The sequence below is a fragment of the Escherichia sp. MOD1-EC5950 genome (assembly GCF_002965345.1).
Lineage (GTDB): Bacteria > Pseudomonadota > Gammaproteobacteria > Enterobacterales > Enterobacteriaceae > Escherichia > Escherichia marmotae.
Genome location: NZ_PTSR01000002.1, coordinates 19,595 through 36,516, shown reverse-complemented (window position 1 = coordinate 36,516; position 16,922 = coordinate 19,595). Strand labels below are relative to the sequence as shown.

The window sequence follows — 16,922 nt, the reverse complement described above, 5'->3', positions numbered from 1 at the left end:
TTATAATACTGCCAGATGCTCTAATCCATCTGGCCATTGTTTTCCCCCCTTCGGCATAATCAGTATTATATCTTCTGGCTTAAATTGAACCTGTTTTGCCAGAATTAATTATTTTTTTCTGCGTATTTTGTTTTAAATCACGCGGTTATGTTTTTATCCATTAGTAAATATTTTTCTATGGAATTGTTGACATAAGTTTTCTTTTCTCCCGTTACAATAGAACGCACAAGGAACTGTGAAAAAGGAGTGGCAATGATCAAGAAGACAACGGAAATCGATGCCATCTTGTTAGATCTCAATAAGGCTATTGATGCCCATTACCAGTGGCTGGTGAGTATGTTTCACAGCGTGGTAGCGAAAGATGCCAGTAAGCCAGAAATTACAGATAACCATTCTTATGGGCTGTGCCAGTTTGGTCAGTGGATTGATCATCTGGGGCCACTCGATAACGATGAATTACCTTACGTTCGGCTAATGGATTCTGCGCATCAGCATATGCATATCTGCGGACGGGAGTTAATGCTGGCTATTGTCGAAAATCGCTGGCAGGAAGCGCATTTTGACGCATTTCAGGACGGGTTACTTTCTTTTACCGCGGCATTAACCGATTACAAAATTTACCTTTTAACTATTCGTAGCAATATGGATGTTCTGACTGGCTTACCCGGTCGTCGGGTTCTTGATGAGTCCTTTGATCATCAATTACGCAATGCTGAGCCGTTGAATCTCTATTTAATATTGCTGGATATAGACCGATTTAAATTGGTTAATGATACCTACGGGCATTTAATAGGCGATGTGGTATTACGCACGCTGGCAACTTACTTAGCTACCTGGACGCGTGATTACGAAACGGTTTATCGCTATGGCGGCGAAGAATTTATCATCATCGTCAAAGCTGCTAATGATGAAGAGGCATGCCGTGCCGGAGTTCGTATTTGCCAGTTAGTCGATAACCACGCAATTGCACATTCTGACGGGCATATCAACATAACCGTGACCGCTGGAGTCAGCCGGGCATTTCCTGAAGAGTCGCTGGATGCGGTAATCGGAAGAGCAGACAGAGCAATGTATGAGGGTAAGCAGACCGGAAGAAACCGCTGCATGTTTATTGATGAACAGAGCGTGATTACTCGAGTTTAAACACCGTTTAACATTCATTGAGAAACGTGATGCTACTGTGTCAGCGATCCGCTACCAGTGCAGGAAAATGCCTGTTAGCGTAAAAGCAAAACACAAATCAATCCATGCAAGCATTCACCGCCGGTTTACTGGCGGTTTTTTTTCGCCGTCAGAAAAATCAGGCCCCTTGTACACAACTGTAACAAGGGGCCGGTTAGGTGAGGGATTATCTCCGTTCATTAGTCATCCCATTTGTGGCTGAAATACGCGGCCAGAAAACCAGAAAATAAAATTATTCCCAGTACGGCGATAAAAACATTCATATTACCCAGCATTATTTGCCTCCGTTTATGGTGTGGTGTATTTCCTCGCTTACCTTAATTTTCATCTCAATGAGGAAGATATTAGCAGAGGTAACCTAAACGAAGGCTGAATTAGGTGGTTAATGTGATGGTGGTCGGTTGTTTTTCCAATATTGTGAAGGGGATAATAAAAAACGCTGGTGAAAATGATGACGCAGTAACGCTGAATGACTAAACCCCGTCAGCTCGGCAATTTTATCGATGTTAAAAGCCGAATTTTGCAGATAATCCTGTACGCGTATTAATCGCCGTTGTCGCAGGAAAATAATCCGCAGCGCCGTACCACACTGGCACGGCTCGTCCGTCAACAAAGCACCTGCTGCCCCCACGTTCTGGTGCGAATACCTTTTAACATCAGCATCCACGCCGCAATGATCACCAACGCTAAGATGACAAACAGCGAGGAAGGCGGCATGGTAGTGAGCACGATACCACTCACCAGTGGATTTATCGCTGCGCCAAGCCAGCCTAATGACTGGGCGGAAAAATAACTGGCTTTCATCCCCGGCGGCGCAATATGGTCAATCAACATGTACTCACCAGGGGCATAAATGATCTCACCGAGGGTAAATACCGCGGCTGAAATTCCCCAAAGTAGCAGGCTGTTGCCGGAAAAGATAAACCCGATCAGACCGACGACAAAACAGAGGGTGCCCACCGTCATTAATGCGCGAATGTTGGTCGGATTAATGCGACGACCCACGGAATATTGCAACGTAACCACCATCGCAGCATTAACCGGAAGAACAACCGCGACCACCTTTTCGGCAAAATCGCCATCAGCAATCACCATCACATATTGTGAAATGCACGAGGCAAAAGCACCGCTCACGAAAGAAGCAAGAAAAGCAGAGCAGGTGAACCACAGCAGAGCTTTATCCTGTAACAAAACTTTTGGCGACCAGACGCTACCCGCCTCTGTGGCGATGATTTTCTCGCTGCGCTTTACCCAAATTTGAATGAAAAGCATGGGGAACGCGGAACAGATGGCGGCCAGCCAAAAGGGCAGATTGATGCTTTGCATCACCAATAGCGTGCCGAGCGGTGGGCCGATGGTCCAGCCAATGTTGAGCATGGTGTAGTTGATCGAGAAGATCTTCGTTTTGCTGGTGGATGAAAGATTATCGGCAAACCAGGCTTTCAACACGGTAGCAAAAACGGAATAGGCGCAGTTGATGAGAGCAAAGAACAGCACCACCAGCGTTACGCTGTCCACCAGGGGAATGGCGATAAAACCGCTGGCGAAGGCGGTAATTGCCAGTAACATATAACGTTTCTTGTCGAACTTATCCGCCAGAATGCCAAATCCAAGGCTAAAAACCACGCCGATGGTTAGTGCAATTGTCATCGCATAACCGATCAGATCGACTCCCAGACCGTACTGGCGACTCAAATAAATGGTCATAAACGGTAGCGTGGCACCCCGTCCGATGGTTAATAACAACGATGAGGCGAGAAGGGCGCAGGTAGAGCGTCTCAGGGATAAGTTCATTTGGCTGTCCGGCGGTGCGTTTTGTTATGTTTTGTTTTCGAGATGTAAAGAAATAGCATGGCAAAAATCCGAAGTATAGCGACTTATTTGCCATTAATGCCGTCGGAAACGATGGCTAACGAATCAACTGTTAAAGAAAAGTAAATTCAGCTAAGTTGATTGCTTACAAAAGATGAAAATTCAGAGGCGGTAGAATGTCGCGAAAAGATGGGTTATTGGCGCTACTGGTTGTGGTGGTGTGGGGGCTTAATTTTGTGGTCATCAAAGTGGGACTTCACAACATGCCACCGCTGATGCTGGCCGGTATGCGCTTTATGCTGGTCGCTTTCCCGGCTATCTTTTTTGTCGCACGGCCGAAAGTACCGCTGAATTTACTGTTGGGGTATGGTTTAACCATCAGTTTTGCGCAGTTTGCCTTTCTCTTCTGCGCCATTAACTTCGGTATGCCGGCTGGACTGGCCTCGCTGGTATTACAGGCTCAGGCGTTTTTTACTATCGTGCTTGGCGCGTTTACTTTCGGTGAGCGACTGCATGGCAAACAACTGGCGGGGATCGCCTTAGCGATTTTTGGTGTACTGGTGTTAATCGAAGATAGCCTGAACGGTCAGCATGTAGCGATGCTCGGCTTTATGTTGACCCTGGCGGCAGCATTTAGCTGGGCGTGTGGCAACATCTTCAATAAAAAGATCATGTCGCATTCATCGCGTCCGGCGGTGATGTCGCTGGTGATATGGAGTGCATTAATTCCCATTATTCCGTTCTTTGTCGCTTCACTCATTCTCGATGGTTCTGCAACCATGATTCACAGCCTGGTCACTATCGACATGATCACCATTTTATCTCTGATGTATCTGGCGTTTGTGGCGACAATTGTCGGTTATGGGATCTGGGGGACGCTGCTGGGTCGCTATGAAACCTGGCGTGTTGCACCGTTATCGTTACTGGTGCCGGTAGTTGGTCTGGCAAGTGCGGCATTATTGCTGGATGAACGATTAACGGGTCTGCAATTTTTCGGTGCGGTGCTGATAATGGGTGGGCTGTATATCAATGTGTTTGGTTTGCGCTGGCGTAAAGCGGTGAAGGTGAGAGGCTAATAAGCCCCGATATCCCGGGGCCAGAATTAATTACATGGTGTGTTGATTATAATAAGGCACGCCCAGCGCATCCGACTTATCACTGCCTGTCCCCATGTGATTTAAATCGAAAGGGGGTTGTTCCTGCGATGGAGGAACAATCACTTCATCGCCGCAGGGAGTAACGACCGGCTGCGTAGTTTGTTCCGCAAATCCCTGCGCGGAAAAGAGAATAAGCGCGGTTGCTATTGCGGATAAAAGTGGTTTCATGATTGCCTCAAGTGACGTTGTCACGTTTTAACTAACTATTGTAATGATTCAATGGATGTAAAAAGCGCGATTCGCCCTGTATATTCGCCATCCGATATTTATGCGGCGGAACATCAAAATAGTTTTTGAAGGTGCGGGTCAGGGTTTGCTGGGACTCGAAACCATAACGTTCTGCCAGATAGAGTATTGGCTCGTTACTTTCTTTCAGCTTTTGCGCGATTTCCGTCATTTTACGGCTGCGGATGTATTGACCTAATGAATGGCCAGTTTCTTTTTTAAACATCCGTTGCAGGTGCCATTTGGAGTAACCTGAACGCTCTGACACTTTTTCCAGTGACAGTGGTGATTCCAGGTTGTCCTCGATCCAGTCCAAAATGCTATGAATAGTAATAGCGTCAGTATTGCGTCTGGACATCGTCATACCTCTTTTTTTGTTTACGGCAGGACTTTCTTAAGCAAATGCTCAAGCGTTGCCACTTCGTCCGCCGTCAGGTTTTTTGTTAATTCTTGATGCAGGTCCTGGCCAACTAATTGATGGCATTGTTCACATATTGCCGCGCCGCTGGCGGTGAGCTTTACCAGCACGCCGCGCTTGTCATTCGGGTTAGGCAACCGTTCCACCCAACCTTTACAGACCAGGCGATCCAGCATACGGGTCAGTGCTCCCAGGTCGACTGACAACACTTTTTTCAGCTCGACCGGTGTAATGCACGCTGCGCAGCGGATAGAGCAGAGCACCTTAAACTGTGCCGCAGTGATATCCAGCGGTGACAGATAATCGTTAAGCAGACGGTCTTTCTTCTGATTAACCATATAGATTAAGCGACCCAATGGGATGATTTCATTGAACAGGTCGCTGGTACTTTTCACATTAGTTGCCCTGGCAAGTAATTAGTTGCGGGGGATAATATTGCCCAGGCAAGTATAAGTCAAATGAATGGGTTGGCAGATGCCACGTTTTGCTAAATCGGTTCAAGTTTTGGTCAGCGCAATGCAAGGAAAGTTAAAGAGTGAAACTTTCTCCTTGTTTACCCTTTATACTTTTCGCTGATAACTAAGAGACACAGGATAACAATCACCAATGTTAGATTTGTTTAAAGCGATTGGTCTGGGGCTGGTGGTGTTACTGCCGTTAGCTAACCCGCTTACTACCGTAGCGTTGTTTCTCGGTCTGGCGGGCAACATGAACAGTGCCGAACGTAATCGCCAGTCGTTGATGGCCTCAGTGTATGTATTTGCCATCATGATGGTGGCGTATTACGCCGGGCAACTGGTGATGGATACCTTCGGCATTTCGATTCCCGGTCTGCGGATTGCTGGCGGACTAATCGTTGCGTTTATCGGTTTTCGTATGCTCTTTCCACAGCAAAAGGCAACGGACTCTCCGGAGGCAAAAAGTAAATCGGAAGAACTGGAAGATGAACCCAGCACCAATATTGCTTTTGTGCCGCTGGCAATGCCAAGTACCGCCGGGCCGGGAACCATTGCGATGATCATTAGCTCGGCGTCCACTGTGCGTCAGAGTTCAACTTTCGCGGACTGGGTACTGATGGTTGCGCCGCCGCTGATCTTTTTCCTGGTGGCGGTCATTTTATGGGGAAGTCTGCGTAGCTCTGGTGCCATTATGCGGCTGGTGGGCAAGGGAGGAATTGAAGCGATCTCCCGCCTGATGGGGTTCTTACTGGTTTGTATGGGTGTGCAGTTTATTATTAACGGCATCCTGGAAATTATTAAAACTTACCATTAAAAAAGGCCCGAATGGGCCTTTGAGACTGATAACAAAAGCAAAATTGCCTGATGCGCTACGCTTATCAGGCCTGATCTCTGCAATGTATTGAATTTGCGTGGTTTTGTAGGCCGGATAAGGCGTTCCCGCCGAATCCGGCACCGCGTTCGGGCCTTCCAATTATCGTGTCTGTTCTTCGAGTGCCACAGGCCAGCGGCGGAATATTATGATCGACCATATCAATGCGGCGAGTGCCGGAACTGCGCCCACATAACCAATCATCGACATTGACCAGTGCAGACTGACCTGATTACCCACCAGCGCCCCGGCACCAATGCCAATATTAAATATCCCGGAGAATAGCGCCATCGCAACGTCGGTGGCATCCGGTGCCAGCGCCAGCACTTTAACCTGCATCCCAAGCCCGATGATCATCATCGCGATCCCCCAGAAAATGCTCAGTACGCCGAGGTGTATCTCGCTACTTGCCGAAGGTAACAGTAACGCCAGGCACACCAGCAACAGCGCAATCGCAGCACTGACCAGAATAGATGCATACTGGTTACCAAGCTTACCGAAAATCAGGCTACCAATAATGCCCGCGCCACCGAGCATCAACAGCAATGCCGTGGCAAAGTTGGCGCTGAATCCCGCAACGTTTTGCACAAAAGGTTCGATATAGCTGTATGCCGTGTAATGGGCGGTAACGACCACCACAGTCAGCAAATAAATGCTTATCAATGCCGGGCGGCGGAACAGTTGCGGAAGGCTTTTTAATGAGCCGGAATGTTCGCTGGGCAGTAATGGCAGTAGCTTGATGAGGCACAGAAGGGTAAGAAGCGCCCCGATACCGATCGCGAGGAATGTCGTTCGCCAGCCGAAATATTGCCCCACAATGCGCCCGATAGGTAAACCTAATACCATTGCCAGTGCTGTGCCGGTGGCAATTAAACTCAATGCCTGCGCTCGCTTTCCGGCGGGTGCCATACGGATCGCCAGTGACGCCGTAATCGACCAGAAAATAGCATGAGCGAAAGCTACGCCAATACGGCTGATCACCAGAACAGTAAAACTCCACGATAAAAACGACAGGATGTGGCTGGCGATAAACACCACAAACAGGCAGATCAGCAACTTGCGGCGTTCGACCTGGCTGGTCATTAGCATAAAAGGCAGTGACATTAGCGCCACTACCCACGCATAAATGGTCAACATGATACCGACTTGTGCGGTTTGCATATGGAAGCTTTGCGCAATGTCAGAAAGCAGACCAACAGGAACAAATTCAGTGGTATTGAAGATAAAGGCGGCGACTGCCAGCGTAACTACCCGTAGCCACGCCACTTTGCGGGAAACAATATTCGTTGTCATAACAGATTATCGGGTGAGTTGCGAAAAGGTAATGAAATGATCTTAAAACGGTTAATGATCTGAATACAATGACTTTGTGACCTGTGTCGCGTTTTGCCGCTTCATGTTGTGCCAACTACTGCGTGAGTGGCAGGTACAACATACAGAGCAGAAAATTTTTTCATCATGCTTAGTCTGGCACATCCAGCAGCTCAATAAATGCCTCAAGCGGACGTGTTTTCGCACCGCGACGCCAGACCAGCCAGGTTGTTAACCAACGCCATTGCTCACCTAACGGCCAGGCTTCAACCTGATGATGCCCTGGCATACTTTCCAGCATAGAGCGAGGGATAAGCGCAATGCCTGCACCCGCGATAACACAAGCCAGCATGCCGTGATATGACTCCATCTCATGAATAGTCCCCGGCGCTGCGCCGTCAGCATGAAACCAGCGCTCAAAATGGCGGCGATACGAGCAATTGGCACGGAAGGCATAAATGTTACAGCCATTAACCTGACTGGCGTGGGTTACTGGCATATGCCCTTGTGGCGTGACGATCATCAACTCCTCGCGGTAAACCGGTATCCCGTCGATGGCAGTATGGCTGATTGGCCCATCGATAAATGCCGCATTCAGTTTCCCCTCCAGTACACCGTCCAGCATGGTGCCGGATGGGCCGGTAGAGAGTGAAAACTGAATTTTAGGGTAGCGACGGTTAAATTCAGCCAGCGTTGCCGGAATACGCACAGCGGCGGTGCTTTCCAGCGACCCGAGAGAAAACAGACCTTGCGGCTCATCGCCAGCTACAACGTTCCGCGCCTCATCCACCAGCGCGAGAATTTGTTGGCTATAGCGTAAAAAATTATGCCCGGCGGGAGAAAGCCGTAACCGCTGATTCTCGCGAATAAACAGTTCAACGCCGAGTTCTGTTTCCAGTTGGCGTATACGGGTCGTGAGATTAGAAGGTACACGATGCACTTTTGCCGCAGCCTGGGTAATGCTGCCTGCCTCAGCAACGGCGTTAAACATCTCCAGTTGGGTTAGATCCATAGTATTCTCAATTCGTGAATAAGTGGCTTAATATTATTCATTTTAAAGTAAGAGTAAATCTGCGTATCTTTTTACCCTGACTCATGAAGGAGATACCCCAATGACCATCACTCCGGCGACCCATGCCATTTCGATAAATCCAGCCAATGGTGAACAACTTTCTTCACTGCCGTGGGCTGGTGCTGACGATATTGAAAACGCTCTTCAGCTTGCGGCGACAGGCTATCGCGACTGGCGCGAGACGAGCATAGATTACCGGGCGAAGAAACTGCGTGATATCGCTAAGGCTCTGCGTACGCGTAGCGAAGAGATGGCGCAAATGATCACCCGTGAAATGGGTAAGCCCATCAAACAGGCGCGTGCCGAAGTGGTGAAATCAGCGAATTTGTGCGACTGGTATGCAGAGCATGGCCCGGCAATGCTGAAAGCTGAACCTACACTGGTTGAGAACCAGCAAGCGGTCATTGAATATCGTCCAATGGGGACAATCCTTGCGGTTATGCCGTGGAACTTCCCGTTATGGCAGGTCATGCGCGGTGCTGTTCCTATCATTCTTGCGGGTAACAGTTACTTACTTAAACATGCGCCGAATGTGTCAGGTTGTGCACAGTTAATTGCCCAGGTATTTCAAGATGCCGGTATCCCACAAGGCGTATATGGTTGGCTGAATGCTGACAACGATGGTGTCAGCCGGATGATTAAAGACCCGCGTATTGCAGCGGTCACGGTGACCGGCAGTGTCCGTGCGGGAGCGGCTATTGGCGCACAGGCCGGCGCAGCGCTAAAAAAATGCGTACTGGAACTGGGTGGTTCGGATCCGTTTATTGTGCTTAACGATGCCGATCTGGAGCTGGCCGTGAAAGCTGCGGTTATCGGACGTTATCAGAATACCGGGCAGGTATGTGCGGCGGCAAAACGCTTTATCATCGAAGAGGGAATTGCTTCGGCATTTACCGAACGTTTCGTAGCGGCTGCAGCGGCGTTAAAAATGGGCGATCCACGTGACGAAGAGAACGATCTCGGCCCGATGGCACGTTTTGATTTGCGTGATGAGCTACATCATCAGGTGGAAAAAACACTGGCGCAGGGGGCGCGTTTGTTACTGGGCGGAGAAAAGATGGCAGGGGAAGGTAACTACTATCCGCCAACGGTTCTGGCTAATGTCACCCCCGAAATGACGGCGTTTCGTGAAGAGCTTTTTGGCCCCGTTGCCGCAATCACCATAGCAAAAAATGCGGAACATGCGCTGAAACTGGCTAATGACAGCGAGTTCGGTCTTTCTGCGACGATCTTTACCGCTGACGAAACACGAGCCAGACAGATGGCAGCACGTCTGGAATGCGGTGGCGTGTTTATCAATGGTTTTTGCGCCAGCGATGCGCGAGTCGCCTTTGGTGGTGTGAAGAAGAGTGGTTTTGGTCGTGAGCTTTCCCATTTCGGTTTACATGAGTTCTGTAATATCCAGACGGTGTGGAAAGACCGGATCTGACGTCACATATTTAGCTCTGTTATACTCGCAGGTCTTTTCAGACCTGCGAGCAAGGAGCAGAGTGTGGCTGTCGCCATGGATAATGTAATTTTAGAAAACATCTTGCGGCAAGTGCGGCCGCTAATTGGTCAGGGTAAAGTCGCAGATTATATTCCGGCACTGGCAACCGTCGATGGCTCCCGCCTGGGGATTGCCATTTGTACCGTTGATGGGCAGCTTTTTCAGGCCGGAGACGCGCAAGAACGTTTTTCCATTCAATCTATTTCCAAAGTGCTCAGTCTCGTTGTCGCTATGCGTCATTACTCCGAAGAGGAGATCTGGCAACGCGTCGGCAAAGATCCGTCTGGATCGCCGTTCAATTCCCTGGTGCAACTGGAAATGGAGCAGGGCATTCCACGCAATCCGTTTATTAATGCCGGTGCGTTGGTCGTCTGCGATATGCTGCAAGGGCGGTTAAGCGCCCCGCGGCAGCGTATGCTGGAAGTGGTGCGCGGCTTAAGCGGCGTGTCTGATATTGCCTACGATACGGTGGTGGCGCGTTCCGAGTTTGAACATTCTGCGAGAAATGCGGCGATCGCCTGGCTGATGAAGTCGTTTGGTAATTTCCATCATGATGTAACTACCGTTCTGCAAAACTACTTTCATTACTGCGCACTGAAAATGAGTTGTGTTGAGCTGGCGCGGACGTTTGTCTTTCTGGCGAATCAGGGGAAGGCTTTTCATATCGATGAGCCAGTAGTAACGCCGATGCAGGCACGGCAAATTAATGCGCTGATGGCAACGAGCGGAATGTACCAGAACGCGGGTGAATTCGCCTGGCGAGTGGGGCTTCCGGCGAAATCTGGCGTTGGCGGCGGTATTGTTGCGATCGTCCCGCATGAAATGGCTATCGCGGTATGGAGCCCGGAACTGGATGATGCGGGCAACTCTCTTGCCGGTATCGCAGTACTTGAACAATTGACGAAACAATTAGGACGCTCGGTTTATTAATGCAGTCACTTGATCCACTCTTCGCGCGTTTATCCCGTTCAAAATTTCGCTCCCGCTTTCGTTTGGGTGTGAAAGAGCGTCAGTATTGTCTGGAGAAGGGCGCGCCGGTTATAGAACAACATGCGGCGGATTTTGTCGCTAAGCGTCTTGCTCCGGCATTACCGGCGAACGATGGTAAGCAAACCCCCATGCGTGGGCATCCGGTGTTTATCGCTCAGCACGCCACCGCGACCTGTTGCCGTGGTTGTCTGGCTAAGTGGCATCACATTCCGCAGGGTGTTTCGTTAAGTGAGGAACAACAACGTTATATCGTGACGGTTATCTACCACTGGCTGGTTATACAGATGAATCAGCCATAAGAATGGTGGTAAAAGCCAAAAGATCATCTGACTGATATCTTTCCTTGTCGCCGCTGTCAGCGAACATGCTATCCTTTATGAGAATTTACTTATTGCGTTGAGATAATTGCCATCCGCAATTGTATGGACAGATAATTAATGTATGTACACCCCATATCCACTTTCCGTTTGTTCCAGGAAGGTCATCTGCTACGTAATAGCATTGCAATTTTTGCGCTAACGACGCTGTTCTATTTTATTGGTGCAGAGCTACGCCTGGTTCATGAACTCTCTCTTTTCTGGCCGCTCAATGGTGTAATGGCAGGGGTATTTGCCCGCTATGTCTGGCTTAATCGTCTGCATTACTATGCTATCTGTTACGTGGCAATGCTGGCTTATGATGCCATGACCACCGAATGGGGGCTGGTCTCGCTGGTTATTAATTTATCCAATATGATGTTTATTGTGACCGTTGCTCTGTTGGTGGTACGGGATAAGCGTCTGGGGAAAAATAAATATGAACCAGTAAGTGCCTTACGGTTATTTAATTACTGTCTGATTGCCGCTTTATTATGTGCCATCGTCGGCGCGATTGGTTCGGTCAGTATTGATAGTCTTGATTTCTGGCCTTTGCTTGCTGACTGGTTTAGTGAACAATTCTCAACAGGCGTGTTGATTGTTCCTTGTATGCTGACGCTGGCAATTCCGGGAGTATTACCGCGTTTTAAAGCAGAGCAGATGATGCCTGTCATTGCGCTGATCGTGTCGGTCATTGCCTCAGTGGCGATTGGCGGTGCAGGGAGTCTGGCATTTCCGCTGCCGGCATTAATCTGGTGTGCGGTGCGCTATACGCCACAGGCTACGTGTCTGTTGACCTTTATCACCGGAGCGGTAGAAATCGTGCTGGTGGCTAATTCGGTGATTGATATCGCTGTTGGTTCGCCGTTCTCGATTCCGCAAATGTTTTCCGCTCGTCTGGGCATTGCCACGATGGCCATTTGCCCAATTATGGTTTCTTTTAGCGTGGCGGCGATTAATTCACTGATGAAGCAAGTTTCTCTGCGTGCCGATTTTGATTTTCTGACACAGGTGTACTCACGATCCGGTCTTTATGAGGCGCTGAAAAGTCCATCGCTGCAACAGACACAACATCTGACCGTCATGCTGCTTGATATCGACTATTTCAAAAGCATTAACGACAACTATGGTCATGAATGTGGCGATAAAGTCTTAAGCGTATTTGCTCAGCATATTCAGAAAATTGTGGGCGATAAAGGGCTGGTGGCGCGGATGGGAGGAGAAGAGTTTGCCGTTGCTGTACCTTCAGTGAATCCTGTCGATGGTCTATTGATGGCGGAGAAAATCCGCAAAGCTGTCGAACTTCAACCTTTTACCTGGCAACAAAAGACGCTCTATCTTACGGTCAGCATCGGTGTCGGTAGTGGATGTGCTTCATACAGTACACTAACTGATGACTTCAATAAATTGATGGTTGAAGCTGATACGTGTCTCTATCGCTCGAAAAAAGATGGGCGTAACCGCACCAGCACCATGCGTTATGGTGAGGAAGTTGTCTGACAGCTTTATTATTTTTCCGCTGTTTCAGAATAATGTGTTCTACCACTCTGGCGGTTGAATAAATACCGTCAGAACCATGATCTGCGCCACATTTTTCTCTTAAACCTGCTAATTAATCACCACGAGTTGATCAAAACAGGGGTTCAGCGTATTAAAGTTTGCTAATCTGTTATACCAATTCAAGCAGGTTGTATGACTAATCAAAAGGGAACCCATTGTGAAAACACTAAATCGTCGCGATTTTCCCGGTGCACAGTATCCAGAACGTATCATTCAGTTTGGTGAAGGTAACTTTCTGCGCGCCTTTGTTGACTGGCAAATTGATCTCCTGAATGAGCACACCGATCTGAATTCTGGTGTGGTCGTTGTTCGTCCGATTGAAACTTCATTCCCGCCGTCACTTAGCACTCAGGATGGTTTGTACACCACCATTATTCGTGGCCTGAATGAGAAGGGCGAAGCAGTCAGCGATGCGCGTTTGATTCGTTCTGTAAACCGTGAAATTAGCGTCTACGGTGACTACGATGAATTCCTGAAGCTGGCGCACAATCCGGAAATGCGTTTCGTCTTCTCTAACACCACCGAAGCGGGCATCAGCTATCATGCAGGCGACAAATTTGATGATGCGCCAGCGGTAAGCTATCCGGCAAAACTGACGCGTTTGCTGTTCGAACGTTTTAGCCATTTCAACGGTGCGCTGGATAAAGGTTGGATCATCATTCCGTGTGAACTGATTGATTATAATGGTGATGCGCTGCGTGAACTGGTGCTGCGTTATGCGCAAGAGTGGCAGCTACCGGAAGCGTTTGTTCAATGGCTGGATAAAGCTAACAGCTTCTGTTCTACGCTGGTGGACCGTATCGTTACCGGTTATCCGCGTGATGAAGTAGCGAAACTGGAAGAAGAACTCGGTTATCACGATGGTTTCCTCGACACCGCTGAACACTTTTACCTGTTTGTGATTCAGGGACCGAAATCCTTAGCGTCTGAATTGCGTCTGGATAAATATCCGCTCAACGTACTGATTGTTGACGATATTAAACCGTATAAAGAGCGCAAAGTAGCAATCCTTAATGGTGCTCACACCGCGCTGGTGCCGGTGGCGTTTCAGGCTGGGTTGGATACTGTAGGCGAAGCGATGAACGATGCAGAAATCTGTGCATTCGTTGAAAAAGCCATTTATGAAGAGATTATTCCGGTACTGGATCTGCCGCGAGATGAGCTGGAATCTTTCGCCAGTGCAGTCACCGGGCGTTTCCGTAACCCGTACATTAAGCATCAGTTGCTGTCCATTGCGCTCAACGGTATGACCAAGTTCCGTACCCGCATCCTGCCGCAGTTGCTGGCAGGGCAGAAGGCGAATGGTAAACTCCCGGCTCGTCTCACTTTCGCGTTAGCGGCACTGATTGCATTCTATCGCGGTGAGCGTAACGGTGAAACCTATCCGGTGCAGGATGATGCTCACTGGCTGGAGTGTTATCAGCAATTGTGGAGTCAGCATCGTGATCGTGTCATCGACACCCAGGCACTGGTTGCTATTGTGTTGGCAGAAAAAGACCACTGGGAGCAGGATCTGACGCAAGTGCCTGGTCTGGTAGAGCAGGTGGCCAATGACCTGGATGCGATTCTGGAAAAAGGGATGCGCGAAGCTGTACGTCCGTTGTGCTAGCACTTAATAATTGCATTATTTTGTAAGCCGGATAAGGCATTTATGCTGCATCCAGCCGCACTTTTCCAACTAACTGAAATCACATAGCTAGTTGGAGGCGCTGATAAGCGCAGCGCATCAGGCAATTAACGGCGCAATCTCTGAACCCGGTTTCGGCCGGGTTTGTTATTATGCATTATTAGTTACAACATCCTATATACCCTTATCATAACCAGGTGCCACATGTTGCATCTGTGATTGTTGTAGTCTTGTAGGTAATTTGTAAATTGACACTTGAGAACGTGATCGCAATCACGTTTAATAGGGCGACTTTTCCATGTTTGAAGATAATCATGATTGTTCGCCCACAACAACACTGGTTGCGCCGTATTTTTGTCTGGCACGGTTCAGTATTATCCAAAATATCCTCGCGCTTGCTACTCAACTTTCTTTTTTCTATCGCGGTTATTTTCATGCTGCCCTGGTATACGCATCTGGGCATCAAATTTACCCTCGCGCCGTTCAGCATTCTCGGTGTTGCTATCGCCATTTTTCTGGGGTTTCGTAATAACGCGGGGTACGCTCGTTATGTTGAAGCGCGCAAACTGTGGGGACAGTTGATGATTGCCTCACGGTCATTATTGCGTGAAGTAAAAACGACGTTGCCCGATTCAGCAAGCGTAAAGGAGTTTGTCCGGCTACAAATTGCCTTTGCTCACTGTTTACGCATGACATTACGCAAACTGCCACAGGCAAAAGTGCTGGCACATTACCTCAATGAAGAAGATCTTCAGCGGGTGCAGGCTACAAACTCCCCAGCTAATCATATTTTGCTGATGATGGGGAAGTGGTTAGCTGTTCAGCGCCGGAATGGGCAACTTTCTGACATTCTATTTATTAGTCTGAACGATCGGCTCAATGATATTTCTGCGGTGCTGGCAGGATGTGAGCGCATCGCATATACACCAATTCCTTTTGCTTACACACTCATTTTGCATCGTACCGTTTACCTGTTTTGCATCATGCTACCGTTCGCGCTGGTCGTGGATCTGCATTACATGACGCCTTTTATCTCAGTACTGATTTCCTACACCTTCATTTCGCTTGATTGTCTGGCGGAAGAGTTAGAAGACCCGTTCGGTACAGAAAACAATGACTTACCACTGGATGCCATCTGCAATGCTATTGAAATTGACCTGTTGCAGATGAACGATGAAACGGAGATCCCGCCGAAGATTCTTCCCGACCGCCATTACCAGTTGACGTAACAATTACTCTGTTCGCCGGGCAACAATGAACAAGCGCGGAAATGCCAGCAGTATTTGACCATCCTCCTGCAGTGGATACTGCTCTTCCAGCATCTGATGGTAGCGCGTAAGAAAATGCTGCTGTTCACTCTCAGTCAGATCCTGCAACCACGGGCGTAATCCGGTGGCGGTCACCCAGTCAATAATCGCCTGGTGAGATGGCATCTGGTGATAGTAGGTGGTTCGCCAGATATCAACCTCACATGCGGTTTCACTCAGAATATCGTAGTAAGCATGAACGCCTGCCAGTGGTTCGCGTCCACGATCCGGATAATGCTGCTCCCAGGCGACTTCGCGCATTAATACATGTGTCGGCTCCAGCCAGTTGTCCGGCATTTGTACCGCCAGTACGCCATGCGGATTGAGTAACGACACAAGATGTGGAAACAGTTCGTAATGATCAGGCAACCATTGCAACGAGGCGTTGGCGAAAATCAGATCGAATGCGTGATCCGGTTGCCAATTGCGGATATCTGCTTCAACAAACTGACATTCTGGCAACACTGCACGCGCTTCAGCAATCATCGCCGGAGACGAATCAATGCCAGTAATTTTTACCATTGGCCAACGTTGATGTAGCAGGGCGGTGCTGTTGCCTGGGCCGCAGCCGAGATCGGCTATTTGCCGGACGTTTTCCAGAGGAACTCTGGCAAGCAGTTCTACCGCTGGTCGCGACCGTTCGGCGGTGAAGTGCAAATATAAAGAGGGGTTCCAGTCAGCCATTTTTTTACTCCCGTCAGCGCGTTAACCCAAGTGTAGATAAAATTGATGAATTCGCCTCACGTCATCAATCCACCGAACACGCGCATTAAATCAAGGATACCCAAAAGTGATTGACTATGTGCTGGTCAAGATTCATCAGACATATTTATTAATCAATAAAATATTAGAGCCGAGCGGGGTAGGGAAGAGTAAATTTCGCATAAAATCAATTTAAAACAAATAAAGCCTCCTTCTTGTTGTTTTTATTCATTTCATATAAATATATTAACATGCAATATATTCAAAATTAATATCTATCTGTGGATAGTGAATAATCACAAAGTGACTTTTTTTTGATATCCTTAGGACAGGAACCAGGTTTGAAGTTTTTTGTGTGAAACTCCTGGCATTTTGGACGCTAACT

18 protein-coding genes and 1 pseudogene are annotated in these 16,922 nt (G+C 48.5%); 9 read left to right on the top strand and 10 right to left on the bottom strand.

Annotated features, from left to right (window positions below):
* Positions 1-252 precede the first annotated feature (252 nt).
* Positions 253-1,143 carry a diguanylate cyclase DgcZ gene (gene dgcZ / locus BEA93_RS02360; RefSeq protein WP_000592792.1) on the top strand — a complete coding sequence of 297 codons (891 nt, stop codon included), beginning with the start codon at positions 253-255 and terminating at the stop codon, positions 1,141-1,143.
* 114 nt (positions 1,144-1,257) lie between these two features.
* Here dgcZ and mgtT read toward each other — a convergent pair whose 3' ends face one another.
* From mgtT to ydeE, 4 genes and pseudogenes are all read right to left on the bottom strand, one after another.
* Positions 1,258-1,362, bottom strand: coding sequence for a protein MgtT (gene mgtT, locus BEA93_RS25515; RefSeq protein ID WP_214678605.1), 105 nt, complete (start codon positions 1,360-1,362; stop codon positions 1,258-1,260).
* A complete protein-coding gene (mgtS, locus tag BEA93_RS02355; protein WP_000901364.1) occupies positions 1,362-1,457 on the bottom strand; it encodes a protein MgtS in 96 nt (31 codons plus the stop codon). The genes mgtT and mgtS overlap by 1 nt, the downstream gene beginning before the upstream one ends.
* 107 nt (positions 1,458-1,564) lie before the next feature.
* Positions 1,565-1,747, bottom strand: a pseudogene (locus BEA93_RS02350) (helix-turn-helix domain-containing protein); the annotation flags it as partial.
* 41 nt (positions 1,748-1,788) lie between these two features.
* Positions 1,789-2,976 carry an efflux MFS transporter YdeE gene (ydeE, locus tag BEA93_RS02345; RefSeq protein ID WP_105224332.1) on the bottom strand — a complete coding sequence of 396 codons (1,188 nt, stop codon included), beginning with the start codon at positions 2,974-2,976 and terminating at the stop codon, positions 1,789-1,791.
* A gap of 194 nt (positions 2,977-3,170) precedes the next feature.
* Here ydeE and eamA point away from each other — a divergent pair, with 194 nt between their 5' ends.
* Positions 3,171-4,070 (top strand): O-acetylserine/cysteine exporter, encoded by a 900-nt coding sequence (eamA, locus tag BEA93_RS02340; RefSeq protein WP_000087186.1) that lies wholly within the window; start codon positions 3,171-3,173, stop codon positions 4,068-4,070.
* A gap of 30 nt (positions 4,071-4,100) precedes the next feature.
* On the opposite strand, the gene marB is transcribed toward eamA, so the two are convergent.
* Genes marB through marR form a run of 3 tightly spaced genes read right to left on the bottom strand, consistent with a single transcriptional unit; the run spans position 4,101 to position 5,189 of the window.
* On the bottom strand, positions 4,101-4,319 hold the full coding sequence (marB, locus tag BEA93_RS02335; protein WP_000803534.1) for a multiple antibiotic resistance protein MarB: 219 nt from the start codon (positions 4,317-4,319) through the stop codon (positions 4,101-4,103).
* A 31-nt stretch (positions 4,320-4,350) separates the two neighbouring features.
* On the bottom strand, positions 4,351-4,734 hold the full coding sequence (gene marA / locus BEA93_RS02330) for an MDR efflux pump AcrAB transcriptional activator MarA (protein WP_000091195.1): 384 nt from the start codon (positions 4,732-4,734) through the stop codon (positions 4,351-4,353).
* Between the two features lie 20 nt (positions 4,735-4,754).
* Complete coding sequence (gene marR, locus BEA93_RS02325) at positions 4,755-5,189, bottom strand: multiple antibiotic resistance transcriptional regulator MarR (protein WP_000843428.1); 435 nt, start codon at positions 5,187-5,189, stop codon at positions 4,755-4,757.
* Between the two features lie 211 nt (positions 5,190-5,400).
* On the opposite strand from marR, the gene marC reads away from it, so the two are divergent.
* Entirely contained in the window at positions 5,401-6,066 is a 666-nt protein-coding gene (gene marC, locus BEA93_RS02320) for an NAAT family transporter MarC (RefSeq protein ID WP_000885037.1), read from the top strand.
* A gap of 159 nt (positions 6,067-6,225) precedes the next feature.
* On the opposite strand, the gene ydeA is transcribed toward marC, so the two are convergent.
* The gene (gene ydeA, locus BEA93_RS02315) at positions 6,226-7,416 is read right to left on the bottom strand and encodes an L-arabinose MFS transporter (RefSeq protein ID WP_000210461.1); all 1,191 of its coding nucleotides are present in this window, start codon (positions 7,414-7,416) and stop codon (positions 6,226-6,228) included.
* Positions 7,417-7,585: 169 nt separating this feature from the next.
* Entirely contained in the window at positions 7,586-8,446 is an 861-nt protein-coding gene (gene ptrR / locus BEA93_RS02310) for a putrescine utilization regulator PtrR (protein ID WP_016248687.1), read from the bottom strand.
* 100 nt (positions 8,447-8,546) lie between these two features.
* Here ptrR and sad point away from each other — a divergent pair, with 100 nt between their 5' ends.
* From sad to BEA93_RS02270, 6 genes are all read left to right on the top strand, one after another.
* Entirely contained in the window at positions 8,547-9,935 is a 1,389-nt protein-coding gene (gene sad, locus BEA93_RS02305) for a succinate-semialdehyde dehydrogenase (RefSeq protein ID WP_001516363.1), read from the top strand.
* A 63-nt stretch (positions 9,936-9,998) separates the two neighbouring features.
* The gene (glsB, locus tag BEA93_RS02300; RefSeq protein WP_000257432.1) at positions 9,999-10,925 is read left to right on the top strand and encodes a glutaminase B; all 927 of its coding nucleotides are present in this window, start codon (positions 9,999-10,001) and stop codon (positions 10,923-10,925) included.
* Positions 10,925-11,284, top strand: a complete 360-nt coding sequence (locus tag BEA93_RS02295; protein WP_105224333.1) for a DUF4186 domain-containing protein — start codon at positions 10,925-10,927, stop codon at positions 11,282-11,284. The genes glsB and BEA93_RS02295 overlap by 1 nt, the downstream gene beginning before the upstream one ends.
* A 138-nt stretch (positions 11,285-11,422) precedes the next feature.
* Positions 11,423-12,841 carry a sensor domain-containing diguanylate cyclase gene (locus BEA93_RS02285; RefSeq protein ID WP_001516364.1) on the top strand — a complete coding sequence of 473 codons (1,419 nt, stop codon included), beginning with the start codon at positions 11,423-11,425 and terminating at the stop codon, positions 12,839-12,841.
* 217 nt (positions 12,842-13,058) lie between these two features.
* A complete protein-coding gene (gene uxaB / locus BEA93_RS02280; RefSeq protein ID WP_016248689.1) occupies positions 13,059-14,510 on the top strand; it encodes a tagaturonate reductase in 1,452 nt (483 codons plus the stop codon).
* 332 nt (positions 14,511-14,842) lie between these two features.
* Positions 14,843-15,757, top strand: a complete 915-nt coding sequence (locus BEA93_RS02270) for a bestrophin family protein (protein ID WP_001516366.1) — start codon at positions 14,843-14,845, stop codon at positions 15,755-15,757.
* 3 nt (positions 15,758-15,760) lie between these two features.
* Here the strand turns inward: BEA93_RS02270 and tam are convergent, their stop codons facing one another.
* Entirely contained in the window at positions 15,761-16,519 is a 759-nt protein-coding gene (tam, locus tag BEA93_RS02265) for a trans-aconitate 2-methyltransferase (RefSeq protein WP_061090837.1), read from the bottom strand.
* Between the last annotated feature and the right edge of the window lie 403 nt (positions 16,520-16,922).

Excerpts from the sequence above, each read along its gene's own strand:
- marB (WP_000803534.1), bottom strand. The coding sequence starts at position 4,319 with ATGAAACCACTTTTATCCGCAATAGCAACCGCGCTTATTCTCTTTTCC.
- marA (WP_000091195.1), bottom strand. The coding sequence starts at position 4,734 with ATGTCCAGACGCAATACTGACGCTATTACTATTCATAGCATTTTGGAC.
- mgtS (WP_000901364.1), bottom strand. The coding sequence starts at position 1,457 with ATGCTGGGTAATATGAATGTTTTTATCGCCGTACTGGGAATAATTTTA.
- sad (WP_001516363.1), top strand. The coding sequence starts at position 8,547 with ATGACCATCACTCCGGCGACCCATGCCATTTCGATAAATCCAGCCAAT.
- marC (WP_000885037.1), top strand. The coding sequence starts at position 5,401 with ATGTTAGATTTGTTTAAAGCGATTGGTCTGGGGCTGGTGGTGTTACTG.
- ydeA (WP_000210461.1), bottom strand. The coding sequence starts at position 7,416 with ATGACAACGAATATTGTTTCCCGCAAAGTGGCGTGGCTACGGGTAGTT.
- ptrR (WP_016248687.1), bottom strand. The coding sequence starts at position 8,446 with ATGGATCTAACCCAACTGGAGATGTTTAACGCCGTTGCTGAGGCAGGC.
- eamA (WP_000087186.1), top strand. The coding sequence starts at position 3,171 with ATGTCGCGAAAAGATGGGTTATTGGCGCTACTGGTTGTGGTGGTGTGG.
- BEA93_RS02295 (WP_105224333.1), top strand. The coding sequence starts at position 10,925 with ATGCAGTCACTTGATCCACTCTTCGCGCGTTTATCCCGTTCAAAATTT.
- BEA93_RS02270 (WP_001516366.1), top strand. The coding sequence starts at position 14,843 with ATGATTGTTCGCCCACAACAACACTGGTTGCGCCGTATTTTTGTCTGG.
- dgcZ (WP_000592792.1), top strand. The coding sequence starts at position 253 with ATGATCAAGAAGACAACGGAAATCGATGCCATCTTGTTAGATCTCAAT.
- tam (WP_061090837.1), bottom strand. The coding sequence starts at position 16,519 with ATGGCTGACTGGAACCCCTCTTTATATTTGCACTTCACCGCCGAACGG.
- BEA93_RS02285 (WP_001516364.1), top strand. The coding sequence starts at position 11,423 with ATGTATGTACACCCCATATCCACTTTCCGTTTGTTCCAGGAAGGTCAT.
- mgtT (WP_214678605.1), bottom strand. The coding sequence starts at position 1,362 with ATGAACGGAGATAATCCCTCACCTAACCGGCCCCTTGTTACAGTTGTG.
- ydeE (WP_105224332.1), bottom strand. The coding sequence starts at position 2,976 with ATGAACTTATCCCTGAGACGCTCTACCTGCGCCCTTCTCGCCTCATCG.